This is a genomic window from Rhizobium azibense, from assembly GCF_004342325.1.
Taxonomy (GTDB): Bacteria; Pseudomonadota; Alphaproteobacteria; order Rhizobiales; family Rhizobiaceae; genus Rhizobium; species Rhizobium etli_B.
In genome coordinates, this window is sequence record NZ_SMBJ01000007.1 from 381,397 (window position 1) to 398,238 (window position 16,842).

Genomic DNA, 16,842 nt, shown 5'->3' on the forward strand with positions numbered 1-16,842 from the left:
TCGGTCGCTTACGCTGCCAGCTCGTCCGTTTCGTTTTCCTTGAACATCTTGGCAAGGTTCAGGAAGCAGATCATGCCGTTCTCCGAGGCGATGACCCCCTCGCAGTACGCGCGATCGAAGGATGCCGTCACTTCCGGTACGGGCTGAACCTGGCTGGAGGCAATCGTCAGAATGTCGGAGACGCGGTCGACAAGCATGCCGATAACCATGCTGTGCACTTCGGCGACAACGATGGCGCTGCGCTCATTGGCGACGGTGCTCTTCATGCCGAGCTTATAGGCGAGATCGATGATAGGGATAACGGATCCGCGAAGGTTCATGACGCCGATGACGTCGGCGGGCGCATGTGGGATCGGCGTCGAGGGCGCCCAGCCGCGGATTTCGCGGATGGTGGTCGTCTTTACGCAGAACTCCTGATCGTGCAGGCGGAATGCGATGATCTCGAGAGTATCGCCGCTGAAGTTATTCGAGTTGATCGTCGTCATTAGAAAGTCTTTCCAAGCCCGGCAGAAGCGGCTGCGCCACCATTGGCGCGAACCCCGTGCCTTCACACCAAGCGACGTCCTCTCAATGATCTTCGAGGCTTCGTTACGGTTGACTTGGACCTTATCCGAAGAGTGTTGCACAAATCTAAATCGCCACAGCGGACCACAAGGTTTTTTGGGTTCACCTGCGGTGTTGCATCAACAATAAAAGCGAAAATGGGCTTGCCTTATGCGATCGTCTTTTCGATCTCAGAGACAGCCCATTCCACCTGCTCCTTGGTGATCAGGAGCGGCGGCGCCAGGCGGATCGTATTTTCGTGCGTATCCTTTGCCAGAAGGCCCCGTTCCTTGAGGTTATGGCAATACTGCCGCGCACCACCTGCTTCCGGCTCCAGCTCGATCGCCATCATCAGGCCACGGCCGCGCACGTCCTTGACGATGTTGGAGCGAATCGACCTCAGCCCGTCGAGGAAGTATGCACCCATCTTCTCGGCATTTTCGATCATGCCTTCTTCGGTGAGCACCTTCAATGCCGCGCGGGCGACGGCGCAAGCAAGGGGGTTGCCTCCAAACGTCGAGCCGTGCTGGCCGGGTTTGAGGACGCCGAGAACTTCCGAGTTGGAGAGGACGGCCGACACCGGATAGAAACCACCGGAAAGCGCCTTGCCGATCAGCGTCACGTCGGCTTCAATGCCCTCATGCTCTTCCGCCAGAAGTTTGCCCGTCCGGCCCAGGCCTGTCTGGATCTCGTCGAGGATCAGCGTGACATTATTGACCGTGCACAGCTCACGGACACGCTTGAAGTATCCCTCGGGCGGGATGATGACACCGGCTTCGCCCTGGATCGGCTCGATGAGGGCGGCAACGGTGTTCTCGTTGATGGCTGCCGCGAAGGCTTCAGCATCGCCGAAGGGAACCGTACGAAAGCCTGGCGTATAGGGGCCGAAGCCGGCACGTGCGTCCGGATCGGTGGAAAAGCTGATGATGGTCAGCGTCCGGCCATGGAAGTTATCGGCGCAGACGATAATCTCCGCCTTGCCTTCGGGAACGCCCTTCACTTCATAGCCCCATTTGCGAACCGCCTTGATGGCTGTCTCGACGGCTTCGGCGCCGGAGTTCATCGGCAGGATCTTGTGAGAGCCGGTGAGCGCGGCCAGCTCCTCATAGAGATGGGCGAGCTGGTCGTTGCGGAATGCGCGCGAGGTGAGAGTGAGCTTGCCGGCCTGTTCGACCATCGCCGCCAGAATCTTCGGGTGGCAGTGCCCCTGGTTGACCGCCGAATAGGCGGAAAGGCAATCGAGATACCGCTTGCCGTCCGTATCCCAGACGTACACCCCTTCGCCGCGGGTCAGGACGACGTCGAGCGGCTTGTAGTTATGCGCACCAAGCTGGTGTTCGGTGGCGATCAGATCTGCGGATGTGCTCATGGTGCTTCCCCTTATGCGGCGCGTGTCGGACGATCGAAGATGCGGCGGCCGAAGAGGCTTGCCGTCAGTTCCACGAGAACGCGGGCACTCTTGCCGCGATCGTCCAGAAACGGATTGAGCTCGACGAGATCAAGCGACGATACGAGCCCGCTGTCGGAAAGCATTTCCATGACGAGGTGCGCTTCGCGAAATGTCGCGCCGCCAGGGACGGTGGTGCCAACCCCAGGCGCGATATCCGGGTCGAGGAAATCGACATCCAGACTTACATGCAGAAGACCGTTGGCCCTTTCGATCGTGCTGACGATATGGCGCATGGTGGCTGCGATGCCCTGCTCGTCGATCGAGCGCATGTCGAAGACGTTGACGCCGTGCTTTTGGATTTCCACGCGCTCGGATGGATCGACGGAGCGAATGCCAACCTGAAACACATTGCGCGGATCAACGAGGGGCCGGTCCTTGGGCAGGATTTCCGCGACCTCGGCCTGACCGCTGAAGAAGGCGACCGGCATGCCATGCATGTTGCCCGAAGGCGACGTGGCCGGCGAATTGAAATCTGAATGGGCGTCCAGCCAGAGCACGAAGAGCGGGCGGCCTTTTTCAGCTGCGTAACGCGCCATGCCGGAGACACTGCCCATCGACAGGCTGTGATCGCCGCCGAGAATCAGCGGAAACCGTCCGGCCGCAGCGGCGTCGTAGGTGCTGGCTTCGAGTGCACGCGTATAGGCGCCAATGAGACGCAGATTGTGAGCCTTCGGATGGTTGGGAAGGTCGCGCGCCGGAACGACCTGGATATCGCCTTCATCACGCACGTCATGGCCAAGGTCGATCAGGGTTTGGTCCACACCGGCAATGCGTAGCGCTGCCGGTCCCATCGCCGCTCCGCGCCGGCCCGAGCCCTCCTCTACCGGAACGCCAATGAGTGTGATTGATCGAGATTGAACTTCCATTCTGGGCGCTCCGGATTCGAATTTGGATGAATGCATATTCGGACATCGACGTGACGGCAAAAAGATGGAAAAATGTCAGAAATGAACTCCGATTTTGCACTTTGCTAAGTGTGTTTCGACAAAGTGAACGCCATGGACGACCTTGATCAAGAAATTCTAAGCGCGCTTCGCCATAATGCTAGAATACCGGTATCCTCTCTCGCCGCGATGACCGGCGCCTCGCGTGCGACCGTTGCCGCCCGTATCGACCGGCTTGTTGCAAGCGGTACCATTGCCGCCTTTACCATCCGGACCGGCCATGAAACGCGCGCCGCCGGCGTTCGTGCGATCGTCATGATCGAGGTACTCGGCAAGCTCGCCGACCGAGTAGCCGATCAGCTGCGCGGTCTCCCGCAGGTACGCGCGCTGCACAGCACCAACGGCAAATGGGATTTCGTTGCGGAGCTTGAGGATCGCGATCTCGTCTCCTTCGATGAGACGCTCCGCCGTATTCGGCTCATCAACGGCATCAATTCGACTGAAACAAATATCCTGCTGAAAACCCGCAAGACCGCATTCTAGTATTCATGTTCGTAGACGATGCCGGCTTCGCCGGCACCATTTCCACCCGCCGCACCACGTAATTTCACGCCCCGCCCGACATCGAGATTGATGATCGCCTTGGCGCCCGCTTCGCCGCCTTGCTGCAACTCGAAATAGGTGCGTTCGTTCAGATAGCGGCCGACGCTGACACTCGTCTGCCCCTTCTCGTCGGTGCTGATGTTGAGGTCGTCGACACCAAGCTGGTTGCGGAGCCCCTCGAAAAGCGAGGTCGAACGTCCGCCCGCCAACTGGCTCACAGCATCGGCGAGCTGCGCGATCTGGACCGGCGAGAGCTTCGACATGGACTGGCCGAATATGAGCTGCGCCAGAACTTCATCCTGCGGCAAGGTCGGCGAGGACGAGAAGGTGATCGAGGGATCTGTTGCAAGTCCCGTGACATCGACGGTGAGCCTCGTTGATCCCGAAGTGGAGCTCGCTTCCATGTCGAGCGCCGGCGTCAAATCGCCAGCAAATGTAATGCGGCTCTTGTCGGTGAAGTTCAGGCGGCGATTAAGCATGGTCAGGCGTCCGCGACGCATGGTAAAGCCGCCGGAAACGACGGGCATTGCCGCTGTTCCCCTGATCGTGACACTGCCGCCAAGTTCCGAATCGATGCCGCGCCCGCGGACGTAGATCTTCGACGGCGCGTTGATCTGCAGGTCGAGCGCGAGCGTCGTCGATTTCTCGCCGGGCTTTTGGGCTTCGTCGCGCAGCTGGGCACGCACAGCAGGTGGTGCATTCACGTGCTTGATGTCGATCTCGCGCAGTGAAGTAGGCAGCCTGTCCGGCACGGTGATCGATGCTTTTTCGACGTTCAATCGGCCGCTCAGCGCCGGGTTGGTAAGAAGCGGACCCCGCAGAGCGAGATTGCCATCGACCGTCGCGACGACAAGCGTTCCGTCAACGTAGACTGCCCTGTCCAGCCTAACCTCGATGTTCACCGGATAGCCACTGCCTGGCCGGATTCCGACCGTGCCGCTCGCCGTAACCCTGCCGCCGCTCGCGAAGTTGCCGCTCAGGCGGGAGATGGTGGCCTGCTCGCCATTCATCGTAATGTTGGCGACAACATTATTGAGCGCAAGATTCCTGCGGACATCGACCAGCCTGGCACCGCTGGTCGAAATAGACCCGTTGATGACGGGGCCGGCGGCCGTGCCAGTGATCCGGAGGTCAATATCGGCGTTACCTTCTGCGACAAAGCCCTGTTGCGCCAGCTGTGCGCCCATGATGGCAAAGGGGAGGTTGCCGCGGAACTGCAAGTTAAGGGCCCGACCGCCGGTGATCGCAACGGTGCCGCCGCCCTTCATCGAAAGGCCGCTGTCGCCGGTAAGGTCGGTATCGATGGTGAGTGTGTTGTCGGCGAGGTTGCCGTTGGCGGCTATTGCAAAGGGCGAGAGCCCGGCGCCTTTGGTCTGGCTGGTCGATGCATCCTTCCAGTTGAGCTTGAAATCAACCTTCGGAGCGGAAAGCGACCCCGAAACCGTTGCGGTTCCGGAGACCGTTCCCTCCACGGCGAGGCCCGGGACGAAACCGTTTGCCACGCTCGCCGGTAGATTGGAGACATTGGCATCAACTTTGAGGCTCTTGACGACCGTGCCCTCTATCATGACGTTGCCGCCAGCTTTCAGCGTCATGTTGTCAGCGCCGTTCATGATGGCATCGAAGTCGAGTCTGTTGTTGGCAAGCTTGCCTGTCGCGTTCATCGCGAGCTGGGACAGTCCTGCCTTCCTGGTGTGGCTGGTCGCCGCGTTCTTCCAGTCGAGTTTGAAATCGGCTGTCGGGGAAGCGAGGTTTCCCGCGGCCACGACCGTGCCAGAAAGGACACCTTCTGCTGCAAGGCCTGGCACGAAATTGTTGGCGATGCCTGCCGGTAGATTGGCAATGTCGGCCTCCACCTTCAGGCTCTCGACTCTCTGGCCGGCAATTGCAAGATTGCCGATCGCTTTCAGCGAAGCTCCGTCAGCTCCGCTCGCATTCGCGTCGAAATCAAGCTTGTTGTCGGCAAATTTGCCGATCGCGCTGAGGTTCAGCGACGACAGCTTGGCGCCCTTCGTCTGACTTGTCGCCAAATCCTTCCAATCGAACTTGAAATCAACGGCAGGTGAGGAAAGCGTCCCAGAGGCTTTCACCGTTCCCGAAACAGTGCCTGCGGCAGCCAGGCCCGGAACAAAGCCGTTCGCCACACTTGCGGGAACATTGGTGACGTTCGCTTCAATCTCCAAGTTCTGAACAGTCGTTCCAGAAACAACGACCTTACCCGCCGCTTTCAAAGCTACGCCATCCGCGGCATTCGCACTTGCATCGAAGTCGAGCTTGTTATCGGCAAATTTGCCAGTGGTGCTCACCCCAAGCGCTGTCAATCCGGCACCCTTGGTCTGGCTTGTGGCTGCGTCCTTCCAATCGAGATCGAAATCGACAGCCGGCGCAGAAAGTGTTCCTGATGCTTTGGCCGTTCCCGAAATCGTCCCTTCGGCGGCAAGTCCGGGCACGAAGCTGTTTGCGAGCTTTGCCGGAACATTGTTGAGATTGGCATTTACGTTAAGACTTTGGAGCGCCGTGCCGGCGATCACAATATTCCCGTCCGCGCTCAGCCGCGTGTCGGCCGCACCGGTCAGGTCTGCATCGAAGTCGAGCTTGTTATTTGCAAGTTTGCCGGTGGCACTCAGGCCGAACGGAGCAAGCCCTGCCTGTTTCGTCTTACTCGTGGCTGCGTCCTTCCAGGCAAGATCGAAATCCACAGCCGGTGCGGAAAGTGTTCCTGACGCTTTGGCCGTTCCCGAGACCGTTCCTTCGGCGGCAAGTCCGGGCACGAAGCTGTTTGCAAGCCTTGCCGGGACATTGTCGAGATTGGCATTTACGTCGAGGCTTTGGACCGCCGTGCCGGCCATCACAACATTGCCGTTTGCCTTGAGACCCATTTCGGCTGCGCCCGATAGGTCTGCATCGAAGTCGAGCTTGTTGTCGGCGAATTTGCCAGTGGTGCTCACCCCAAGCGCTGTCAATCCGGCACCCTTGGTCTGGCTTGTGGCTGCGTCCTTCCAATCGAGATCGAAATCGACAGCCGGCGCAGAAAGTGTTCCTGATGCTTTGGCCGTTCCCGAAATCGTCCCTTCGGCGGCAAGTCCGGGCACGAAGCTGTTTGCGAGCTTTGCCGGAACATTGTTGAGATTGGCATTTACGTTAAGACTTTGGAGCGCCGTGCCGGCGATCACAATATTCCCGTCCGCGCTCAGCCGCGTGTCGGCCGCACCGGTCAGGTCTGCATCGAAGTCGAGCTTGTTATTTGCAAGTTTGCCGGTGGCACTCAGGCCGAACGGAGCAAGCCCTGCCTGTTTCGTCTTACTCGTGGCTGCGTCCTTCCAGGCAAGATCGAAATCCACAGCCGGTGCGGAAAGTGTTCCTGACGCTTTGGCCGTTCCCGAGACCGTTCCTTCGGCGGCAAGTCCGGGCACGAAGCTGTTTGCAAGCCTTGCCGGGACATTGTCGAGATTGGCATTTACGTCGAGGCTTTGGACCGCCGTGCCGGCCATCACAACATTGCCGTTTGCCTTGAGACCCATTTCGGCTGCGCCCGATAGGTCTGCATCGAAGTCGAGCTTGTTGTCGGCGAATTTGCCAGTGGCGCTCACCCCGAGCGCTGTCAATCCGGCACCCTTGGTCTGGCTTGTGGCTGCGTCCTTCCAATCGAGATCGAAATCGACAGCCGGCGCGGAAAGTGTTCCTGATGCTTTGACCGTTCCCGAAATCGTCCCTTCGGCGGCAAGAGCCGGAACAAATCCATTGGCGATGCTTGCCGGAAGGTTGATGACATCGGCATCGATGTTCAGGCTCCGTACGTCCGTTCCGGCAAAAACAACATTTCCGCGGGAATTCAAGGACAGTCCCTCGGAGCCATCGATGCTTGCGTCGAAGCCGAGCTTGTCGTCGGCAAACTTTCCGGTCGCGGCGACGCCGAATGGCGCAAGATGCGCGTTTTTGGTGTGGCTTGTCGCGGCATTCTTCCAGTCAAGCTTGAAATCCGCAATCGGCGCCGTCGGCGTTCCCTTGACCGACACCGTTCCGGAGATAGCACCTTCGGCATTCAGATTGGGAACGAAACCGTTGGCGAGACTTGCGGGCAGCTCGCTGATGACCGCATTGATGTCGAGCGTCTCGCCCGCCGAGCCGGTTACCGCCACGGAGCCGCTTCCGGTCCTGACCGTGAGGCCGCTCAGCGCAGCCTGGCCGTTGTTAATCGCAATCTGGGCGGGTTGGGAGAGTTCAACCGGAATGTTGCGCGGTTCGCCTGAAAATCGATCGAGCCGGATCGTCGTCCGGCCCGCTTTTGTTTCAAGGTCACCCTTCACAAACACCGGACTATCGTCGTAGGCAGCGTTAAGGTCGAACTTCGTGCGGTTCTGTTGCTGCACGAAGTTCAGCACCGGTTCAGCGAGCCTGTTGGCGCCTGCCGACATCTCGCCTGCCTTGACGATGCCGTTGGCGGCGAGGCCTTTGAGGTCGGTGACGGTGATAGCGATAGCCGGTTTCAAGATCGAAAATGTATCGCGCTGCAAACCATTTCCTGTGGCCGTCATCTTTAACGCAATCTTGCCATTGTCGTTGGCGATGTCGAGCGCACCATTAAGATCGCCTTGGGCTCGCTGCCCGAAAAGTGCAGCTAGCAGGCCGATATCGGGAAAATCGAAGGTGAGCGCTCCGGTGGGCTCGAAGCGCGAGGACAGCTGGATATTGCCTTGCAGCCGGTTACTGCCGACGTCCGCACTGAGAGACGGGACGCTGATGATGCCGCCTTTGGACTGTGCGTCGGCAACGATGGAAATCGGCTGGCCGTCGATCGTGCCCTTGGCATTGATGGTACCTTGGGGTGCGTCAGGATCAGCGGCGCCGGAAATCCTGACCTCCAGATCACCAAGCGTTCGACCAGCGGTGCGAAGGGTTGCGGCCTTGAGATTTGCCGTGATCGCCAGTGCTGTCAGCGGGCCGCTGGCATTGACCGTATAGCTCGCCTCGCCTTCGGCGGTTTCCAGAAGCTTCGCTACATTTGGCAGCCGCCCCGAAAGGTTGGCGGTGAGGCTTTCGCCGTCAAGCATCACGGAGCCAGCAGTTTCGATCGTTCCGGATTTGACGACGAGATCCGAGAGGTTGATCTTGGACGGAATGGTTCCGGCGATCTGTGTATCGATCGAAATCGGAGCATCGAAGCGCGGTGCGATAGCAGGCGGCAGTGCCGCGGGCTGAATGGTAAGCTTGGCGTTACCCGTCAGCGTGTTGTCGGTGAGTTTGTAGGTGCCGTTGACGGTGCCGCTTGCTTGGGCGCTTTCCAATGTCGTCCCGTTGAAGCCTACTCCATCGGCGGCGATTTGCAGCGGCGCGGCAAGCGTCACAGGACCTTGTACTGCTCGATTGATATCCGGGTTCATGAACGTCGTGTCACCGGCAACCATACGCAATTGAACGGCACCGGAACGCTTGGCCAGGTTGAAAGCGTCGCTCTTTGCAGTCAGTTTCACGTTGCCGATCGTCGCTTGTGGCAATGTTGCGGCATCGAGCGAAGCGCTGGCGTTCAGCCGCGCCGACTGCGCATCGCCTGTGAGGGCCAGGTTTAGACCGGTCACCATGAAACGGGCTTCGCCATCGGCAAGCGGCCAGCGGAAATCGACCGGGCCGGACGTTCCGAGCACGTTGACGTTCAGGCTGTTGTTGCCCGCTCGATCCAGGGTGCCGGACGCCGCAATGACGACGCTGCCGGTTGCTATGTTGCCGGTCTGGATGTCGAGTTTGCCCCTATTGTTGTAGGTGGCGGAGACATCGATGTTCGTCTGGCCGGAGAACAATGGCCGGAAGGCCGGCGGCAGCAGGGTGTTCAGGTCACCGCCGCCCTTGAGATCAAGATGGTGCAGACCGTCTTGCGTAAGCGCATGGTGTCCTTTGATCGAAGCCCGTTGCTGGCCGTCCAGGGCGGCTTGAAGCCTGCCGTTCCAATCAGAAACCGGCCCTTCGCCATCGACGACGATATCGACTGAAGGATCGCCAGGCAGCGACAGGAAAGCGGCAAGCAAACCGCCCTTCGGTTCAGATAGCTGCGCCTTCAGCCTCAACTGGTTCTGATCGGGCATGAACGCCAAATCGGCCGAGAGCTTGGCGTCGGGCACATCATGACGGCTGATATTGATTACGACATTCCCGCCATTCTGGTCGGCCTGCAGATTGCCGCCGGCCGTTAAAGTAAAGGCGCGTCCCGCGAACTGCTCGCTCAGATTGATGTCAGATATAACGATCCTGTCGACATCGATCTTGATCGGCAGGCTGAAACCCTCGTCTTCACCGCTTGCTGGTTGTGAGGGAATAGTACGCACCGGCTTTCGGATTATATTGACAGAGCCGAGGGAGAGTTCGCTTGCGTGGAACTCGCCTCGCAGCAGCGCCAACGGGTTCCAGTCTATCGAGAGACCGGAGATCTGTGCGAATACTCCGCGCGTGTCTGAAACCGTTATCTCCGCTGCGCGCAATCCGCCGGTAAGCAGACCGCTTGGCTCGCGGACCGCAATCTTCATGTCGCGGTTGGAAAGCTCTTCCGCGACTTCTTCCGTGACAATACGCGAGCCGAACGAGGTGAAACCGAAGATCGCAAAGGCTATCGCGGCAAGAATCAGTGCTGCACCGGTCGCAACGCCGATTACATGGATGGTCCAACTCACGAATTTCGTCAGCGCTTGCATGAAGGCGGAACTACCCTGTTCGTCATTGTTCGCGGGTTGAAATCCGCGAATGTCGCATTCTAGAAAGACTGGCCGATCCCGGCATAGATGCCGTAATTTGTGCCATCCTCGTACTTGTTCAATGGTACGGCAAAATCAAGCCGCAGGGGGCCAAAAGGCGTGGCGTAACGAATTCCGATACCGGCCCCGGCACGGATATCGGAAAAATCGGGAAATTCCTCGCTTCCAACTGTTCCGACGTCGATGAAAGGAACGATGCCGATGGTCTCGGTGATCCTGACGCGCGCTTCCAGCGAGGCGGTGACATAAGATTTTCCGCCCGTCGCTTCATCCTCGGAGTTGTAGGGGGAGATCTCCTGATAGCCATACCCTCGAACCGAACCGCCACCTCCGGCAAAAAAACGTCTCGTTGCGGGAATGTCCGGTAATTCTCCGCCGACCAGCATGCCGGCCGCCACCTTGCCAGCGAAGATAACATTGTCCTCAATGCCGATCGACTGGTAGCCGGTAATCGAACCCTCGAAGGACGAGAAGATCGTGCTGCCGAACATCTCATAGCTCGGCGTCGCTGCAAGCGTTGCCCGGTACCCTTCCGTAGGGTTGAGTTTGTTGTCGCGTGCATCGCGCTCGTAAGTAAGCGGCAGGGCGAAAGTCAGATATTCGTTGTCGCCAAACGCGTCATCGTCCTTTTCATAGCTGATTTCAGCGCTCGCCGAGGCGGTGTCCTGATCCGTCAGCTCGTAAGACAGGCCGAGCGAGGCGGTGATGAGCGAGGCGTTGTAGGCATCCGGATTCTCGGTCTTTGCGAGAATGCCGGCCTTCAGCGTTGCGGCAGGGAAAAACGCGCCGGGTTTAGTGAAGAGTATACCAGTCGAGTAGTCGAGATTTCCTATGTCGTTTTCGCCCAGGCGGCCAACCGCGCCCTCGATTCGAAGGGATTCCGCTTCGCCGAAGAGATTGCGGTGTCCCCAATAACCTTGGACCCCCATGCCGTCGATCGTTGAATAATTGGCGCCGACACCGAAATAACGCTGCTTGCCTTCCGACACTTCGATGGTCATCGGCAACGTCCCATCGGCGGCGAGGCTATCGGCTTCGTGAATGGTGACGCTCGAAAAAACGCCGAGCGCGCGCAACCGCTCACCAGCCTTCTTGAGCGCCTCTGGAGAATAGGCTCCTCCTCTTTCAAGGCGCGAATAACGCTCGATGAAAGCAGGTCTAACGGCTTTCTGCCCGGTTACGTCGACATTGCCGATCGGGGCTACCGGACCACCTTCCGTCGCGATGACGATATCGACCGTCTTGGTGCGGTGATCGGCCACCACTTGCCGTGTGGTCAGCCTTGCAAGCGGTCGCCCCTCGCTCTTCAGCTGTTCGACGATCTTGTCCCCGGCCTTGATGATCGTCAGCGACCCGGCCTCTTGGCCGGGCGCCAGATCGTAATCTGCGGGATTGCGGGTTGCAGCATCGCCGCCGAACTGCACTTCCTTGACCCGAAAGGCCGGTCCCGGCTCGACAGCGACTTGAACGGCAACGGGCTTTGCCCGGTCGAAGGTCGGGTTGGGAGGAAGGTCGTCGATGTTCTTTCCGTCGATCGTGATCGTCACGACGCCGCCGTAGCGCGCTTTTTCGTAGAGGACCGCGATCAGGCGATCACGGTCGTCGCGTGCCTTGACGACAATGCCGAGGTCGCCCGAAACCGGGCGATCCTCGTCACCGACCAGACGAGAACTGTTTTCCAAAGCCTCTTTGAGATCGGGATCGGCGGTATCCGTCGTAAGATTGGCGTCATAGCGCACAGGATCGGGCACCTGCTCGCTGTCACTCTCGTCTTCGCCGAAAATGGTGATGCCGAATAGCTTGAATGCATAGGCCTCGCCAGTCAGAACCGGTGAGAACGCAGCCGCTGCCGCGATCACCATCATGGTGCCTGCCCGCCGATACGCAAAACCTGATTTCGGTGTCGTCCCTCTGATCTGCATCAGCCGCTTTTAATTACATGCGTTGCCCAGCCATTAACAGCTTAGCGGCAAAAATGCACGAGGTGTACCGATTTAAGCTCTTTTCGAGCTAATTTAGTACGAAAGATGAAAAATCCCGGTTGCAGCCGGGATTTTCGGACCTTGCACAACTGTGTCTCAGCGATAATCGCCGGGGCAATCGTCGATGTAGCGGCGACCATAGCGGTCGCGATAGTAGCATTGGCCGGGCTGTTCGGAGACTCTGCCGATGACGGCACCCGTGACGCCGCCGATCGCAGCGCCGACTGCGGCTCCGCGAACATTGCCTGTGGCGACCCCGCCGATGACCGCGCCTGATGCCGCACCGATCCCGGCACCCTGCTCAGTAGGCGTGCAGCTCGCGATCGAGAGGCCGATCAGAGCAAATGCGATTGCTTTCTTCATTTTTCTCTCCAAGGTTGACTGCCCGCTTGGCAGCCGCTGTCCCTTCACGGTGTCTTTTGACAATTAGAACTATGTCGCAACAGGATGGCGTCCAGTTTGAACCTGAAATTTTTGTGTCCACGGCTGTTTTCAATCCGATTCAGACGTCATGCGGAGTCATGCAGTCGTCCGTAGAGCAAATTTGGCAGAACTCCCCAAAGTAGCGGTTGATCCCTAACCGAAAAAGTCAAATGATGTTCCTGTGCCTGGAGGAGGCACGAGGAGAAAATCATGGTGAAGGTGAAACTGACGGTGAACGGCCGGGCGGTGAGCGGCGACTGTGAAGAGCGCACGCTTCTTGTCCAATTCATTCGTGAAAAACTCGGCCTGACGGGAACGCATGTCGGCTGCGATACGACGCAGTGCGGCACCTGCGTCGTGCACATGGACGGCAAGTCGGTCAAGAGCTGCTCGATCCTCGCCGTTCAGGCATCGGGCTCGTCGGTCACGACGATCGAAGGCCTGGCCGCAGATGGTGGGCTCCATCCGGTTCAGGCCGCCTTCAAGGAACATCACGGGCTCCAGTGCGGATTCTGCACGCCCGGCATGGTGATGACCGCGGTCGACATGATCGATCGTCATGGCGGGCAACTGGACGAACAGACGGTTCGCCAGGAGCTCGAAGGCAACATCTGTCGCTGCACCGGTTATCACAACATCGTCAAGGCCGTTCTTTCCGCCAATGCGGAGATGCACGGCGGCGCTAAGCAGGCTGCCGAGTAATTTCCGCAATTGCCTGGCCGACTGCCGAACACGATATTCTTTGGCGGAGTGCCGGGCCAGAACCCCATCGGGAGGACATCATGGGTGTCGAAGGAATTGGCGCACGGGTCGCGCGCAAGGAAGACAAGCGGTTCCTGACCGGCAAGGGCCGCTATACCGACGATATGGTCGTGCCAGGAATGAAATATGGCTATTTCGTTCGCAGCCCGCATGCGCATGCCAAGATCAGGAACGTCGATATTTCCGCTGCGAAAGCCATGCCTGGCGTCGTCGACGTGCTAAACGGCAAGCAATTGCGCGAAGACGGCATCGGCAACCTCATCTGCGGATGGATGATCCATTCGAAGGACGGTTCTGCGATGAAAATGGGCGCCTGGCGCCCGTTGGCGGTGGAGACGGTTCGCTATGTGGGCGATGCTGTTGCGATCGTCATAGCGGACTCGCTTGACGAAGCGCGCGACGCGGCAGAATCGGTCGTTGTCGACTACGAGGAACTGCCGGCTGTGATCGAGGCGGTCGATGCACTGAAACCTGGCGCGCCGCAAATTCATCCGGAAGCTGTCAATAACCTGATCTTCGACTGGGAGATCGGCGACGCTGCCGCTGCCGACCAGGCGATTGCGCAAGCAGCACACGTGATTGAGGTCGATATCGTCAATAATCGCCTCTCTCCCAATGCGATGGAGCCGCGCGCCACGCTCGGCATCTACGATGCAGGCGACGACCATTACACCTGCTACACCACCAGCCAGAATCCGCATCTGGCGCGGCTGGTCATGAGCGCTTTTTACAACGTGGCGCCGGAAAACAAGCTGCGGGTCATTGCACCGGATGTCGGCGGCGGCTTCGGCTCCAAGATCTACATCTATCCGGAGGAGATCGTCTGTCTCTGGGCATCCAAGAAGACCGGCGTGCCGGTAAAATGGACTGCAGACCGCACCGAGGCCTTTCTCACGGATGCGCACGGCCGCGATCATGTCTCCAAGGTCACGATGGCTTTCGATGCAGACAATCGCATCACGGCACTGAAGGTCGATACGATCGCCAATCTCGGCGCCTACATGTCGCTGTTCTCGTCCTGCGTGCCGACCTACCTCTACGCGACGCTGCTTTCCGGCCAGTATGACATCCCGGCAATCCACGCCAATGTGCGTACCGTCTATACCAACACCGCGCCCGTCGACGCCTATCGCGGCGCGGGGCGGCCAGAGGCGACCTATCTCCTCGAGAGGACAATGGATATGGCGGCGCGCGAGCTCGGCGTTTCGCCTGCTGAACTCAGGCGGAAGAATTTCATCCGCTCGTTCCCCCACCAGACGCCGGTCATTTTGACCTATGACGCAGGCGATTACGAAGCTTCGCTCAACGCGGCGATGCAGGCGGCCGATTGGGACGGCTTTGCTCAGCGCAAGGAGGAGGCTAGCCTCCGTGGCATGAAGCGCGGCATCGGCATGAGTTGCTATATAGAGGCATGCGGGCTTGCTCCATCGCAGGCGGTCGGCTCGCTCGGCGCCGGTGTTGGCCTTTGGGAATCCGCCGAGGTGCGGGTCAATGCCGTCGGTACCGTGGAGGTCTTGACCGGATCGCACAGCCACGGGCAGGGACATGAAACGACGTTCGCACAGCTCGTCGCGGGCCGGCTCGGCGTGCCGATCGATAGCATATCCATCGTTCACGGTGATACCGACAAGGTGCAGATGGGCATGGGCACCTATGGTTCGCGCTCCGGTGCCGTTGGCATGTCGGCGGTCGCCAAGGCGCTCGACAAGGTCGAGGCCAAGGCGAAAAAGATTGCCGCGCATCTCATGGAGGCGGATGAGAGCGATATCGTGATCGAAAATGGCGAGTTGAAGGTGGCGGGCACGGACAAGACGCTGCCATGGTTCCAGGTCGCGCTTGCCGCCTACACCGCCCACAATCTGCCTTCCGGGATGGAGCCGGGGCTGAAGGAGACGGCCTTCTATGATCCATCGAACTTCACGTTCCCGGCAGGCTGCTACATCTGCGAGGTCGAAGTCGATCCCGAAACGGGGACGACGAAAATTGTGCAGTTCGTCGCTGCCGACGACTTCGGCAATATCATCAACCCGATGATTGTCGAAGGCCAAGTCCATGGAGGCCTGGCGCAAGGCATCGGCCAGGCGCTGCTTGAAGGTGTTCATTACGACGAGAGCGGCCAGCTTTTGACCGCGAGCTACATGGATTACGCCATGCCGCGTGCCGACGACCTGCCATCCTTCGATCTGTCGCATCAAAACACCCCATGTCCGAGCAACCCGCTGGGCGTCAAGGGCTGCGGCGAGGCGGGCGCGATCGGCTCGCCGCCAGCGCTGATGAATGCGATCACCGATGCGATCGGCAACAACATGCTGACTATGCCAGCTACGCCGCAGAAGGTGTGGATGGCTGCACAACCAACCCACTGAGGAGGAACGGCCATGTATCAGACGAACTATCACCGGGCCTCGACAGTCGATGAGGCCGTGAGCATGATCACCGGCGCACCAGAGGGCAAATATGTCTCCGGGGGCATGACTTTGATCGCAACGATGAAGCAACGGCTTGCCGCGCCAAGCGACCTGGTGGATATACGCCACATTGAGTCGATGAAGGGTATCCAGGTCGAAGGCCGCAAGGTGCGGATCGGTGCGGCAGTGACACATGCGGAAGTGGCGTCTTCTGCCGCAATCGGCGCAATTTGCCCCGCGTTGTGCGAACTCGCGGGACGGATCGGCGATCCGCATGTGCGGAATATGGGCACCATCGGCGGCTCAATCGCCAACAACGATCCTGCTGCCGATTATCCGGCTGCGATCCTTGCCCTGAATGCCAGTATCGTCACGAATAAACGCGAAATCGCAGCCGGCGATTTCTTCACCGGCCTTTTCGAAACGGCGCTTGAGGAGGGTGAGCTGATCGTAGCGATCAGCTTCGAGGCGCCGGAGAAGGCCGGCTACGCCAAGTTTGCGAATCCGGCTTCCCGCTATGCCATGACCGGCGTCTTCGTTGCCAAGGGACAAGGCGGCGTGCGCGTCGCCGTAACCGGTGCGGGCTCCAGCGGTGTCTTTCGCCAATCTGCGATGGAGCAGGCGCTGGGCGCCAACTGGTCGCCGGCTTCGATCACCAGTGTCAATGTCGATCCGGCGGGGTTGATGTCGGACCTGCATGCCAGCGCGGAATATCGCGCAAATCTGGTGAAGGTGATGGCAAAGCGCGCCATTGCGAGAGCGGGCTAGCATATCGAATGGAGCCGGCTCGCCGGCTCCATCAACTGTGCAGGAACGCGCCCGGATCAGCGAGGGTGGCGGAATTTTTGTCTGGAATCATTCAAAAATATGGGCCATTTGCCGCAGTTGATGCTAAAGCGTGATGTAAGGGTTGACGCGCGATCGTCCGCTCAGCAAAACCGTCGCGCGATACTGGAGCACATGGATGGATTTCGAAGGATTTTTTAGGAGCGAGCTGGACGGGCTTCACAAGGAAGGCCGCTATCGGGTTTTCGCCGATCTCGAGCG

At 59.3% G+C, this 16,842-nt stretch carries 10 protein-coding genes and 1 pseudogene; 5 read left to right on the top strand and 6 right to left on the bottom strand.

Translation table 11 applies throughout. The features are described 5' to 3' along the window. Positions 1 to 8: 8 nt before the first annotated feature. From EV130_RS19885 to rocF, 3 genes are all read right to left on the bottom strand, one after another. The gene (locus EV130_RS19885) at positions 9 to 485 is read right to left on the bottom strand and encodes a chemotaxis protein CheW (RefSeq protein WP_027511677.1); all 477 of its coding nucleotides are present in this window, start codon (positions 483 to 485) and stop codon (positions 9 to 11) included. 227 nt (positions 486 to 712) lie between these two features. Further along, the gene (gene rocD / locus EV130_RS19890; protein WP_074062746.1) at positions 713 to 1,912 is read right to left on the bottom strand and encodes an ornithine--oxo-acid transaminase; all 1,200 of its coding nucleotides are present in this window, start codon (positions 1,910 to 1,912) and stop codon (positions 713 to 715) included. A gap of 11 nt (positions 1,913 to 1,923) precedes the next feature. Continuing rightward, a complete protein-coding gene (gene rocF, locus EV130_RS19895) occupies positions 1,924 to 2,859 on the bottom strand; it encodes an arginase (protein ID WP_074062745.1) in 936 nt (311 codons plus the stop codon). 132 nt (positions 2,860 to 2,991) lie between these two features. Between rocF and EV130_RS19900 the strand changes: the two genes are divergently transcribed. Further along, positions 2,992 to 3,420 (top strand): Lrp/AsnC family transcriptional regulator, encoded by a 429-nt coding sequence (locus tag EV130_RS19900; protein WP_132554511.1) that lies wholly within the window; start codon positions 2,992 to 2,994, stop codon positions 3,418 to 3,420. Here the strand turns inward: EV130_RS19900 and EV130_RS19905 are convergent. The 3 genes from EV130_RS19905 to EV130_RS19915 all read right to left on the bottom strand — a co-directional run bounded on the left by EV130_RS19905 (position 3,417) and on the right by EV130_RS19915 (position 12,565). Next, the gene (locus tag EV130_RS19905; RefSeq protein ID WP_132661117.1) at positions 3,417 to 10,160 is read right to left on the bottom strand and encodes a translocation/assembly module TamB domain-containing protein; all 6,744 of its coding nucleotides are present in this window, start codon (positions 10,158 to 10,160) and stop codon (positions 3,417 to 3,419) included. The two genes, EV130_RS19900 and EV130_RS19905, sit on opposite strands and share 4 nt — an antisense overlap. Positions 10,161 to 10,219: 59 nt before the next feature. Next, the gene (locus tag EV130_RS19910) at positions 10,220 to 12,142 is read right to left on the bottom strand and encodes an autotransporter assembly complex protein TamA (RefSeq protein WP_196776295.1); all 1,923 of its coding nucleotides are present in this window, start codon (positions 12,140 to 12,142) and stop codon (positions 10,220 to 10,222) included. Positions 12,143 to 12,298: 156 nt separating this feature from the next. Next, the gene (locus EV130_RS19915) at positions 12,299 to 12,565 is read right to left on the bottom strand and encodes a YMGG-like glycine zipper-containing protein (protein ID WP_074062741.1); all 267 of its coding nucleotides are present in this window, start codon (positions 12,563 to 12,565) and stop codon (positions 12,299 to 12,301) included. 270 nt (positions 12,566 to 12,835) lie between these two features. On the opposite strand from EV130_RS19915, the gene EV130_RS19920 reads away from it, so the two are divergent. The 4 genes and pseudogenes from EV130_RS19920 to EV130_RS33430 form a co-directional block, all read left to right on the top strand. Next, positions 12,836 to 13,327, top strand: a complete 492-nt coding sequence (locus EV130_RS19920) for a (2Fe-2S)-binding protein (protein WP_074062740.1) — start codon at positions 12,836 to 12,838, stop codon at positions 13,325 to 13,327. Between the two features lie 80 nt (positions 13,328 to 13,407). Beyond that, on the top strand, positions 13,408 to 15,753 hold the full coding sequence (locus EV130_RS19925) for a xanthine dehydrogenase family protein molybdopterin-binding subunit (RefSeq protein ID WP_074062739.1): 2,346 nt from the start codon (positions 13,408 to 13,410) through the stop codon (positions 15,751 to 15,753). Between the two features lie 12 nt (positions 15,754 to 15,765). Further along, a complete protein-coding gene (locus EV130_RS19930; RefSeq protein WP_074062738.1) occupies positions 15,766 to 16,563 on the top strand; it encodes an FAD binding domain-containing protein in 798 nt (265 codons plus the stop codon). Between the two features lie 142 nt (positions 16,564 to 16,705). Then, a pseudogene (locus tag EV130_RS33430) lies at positions 16,706 to 16,842 on the top strand (5-aminolevulinate synthase); the annotation flags it as partial.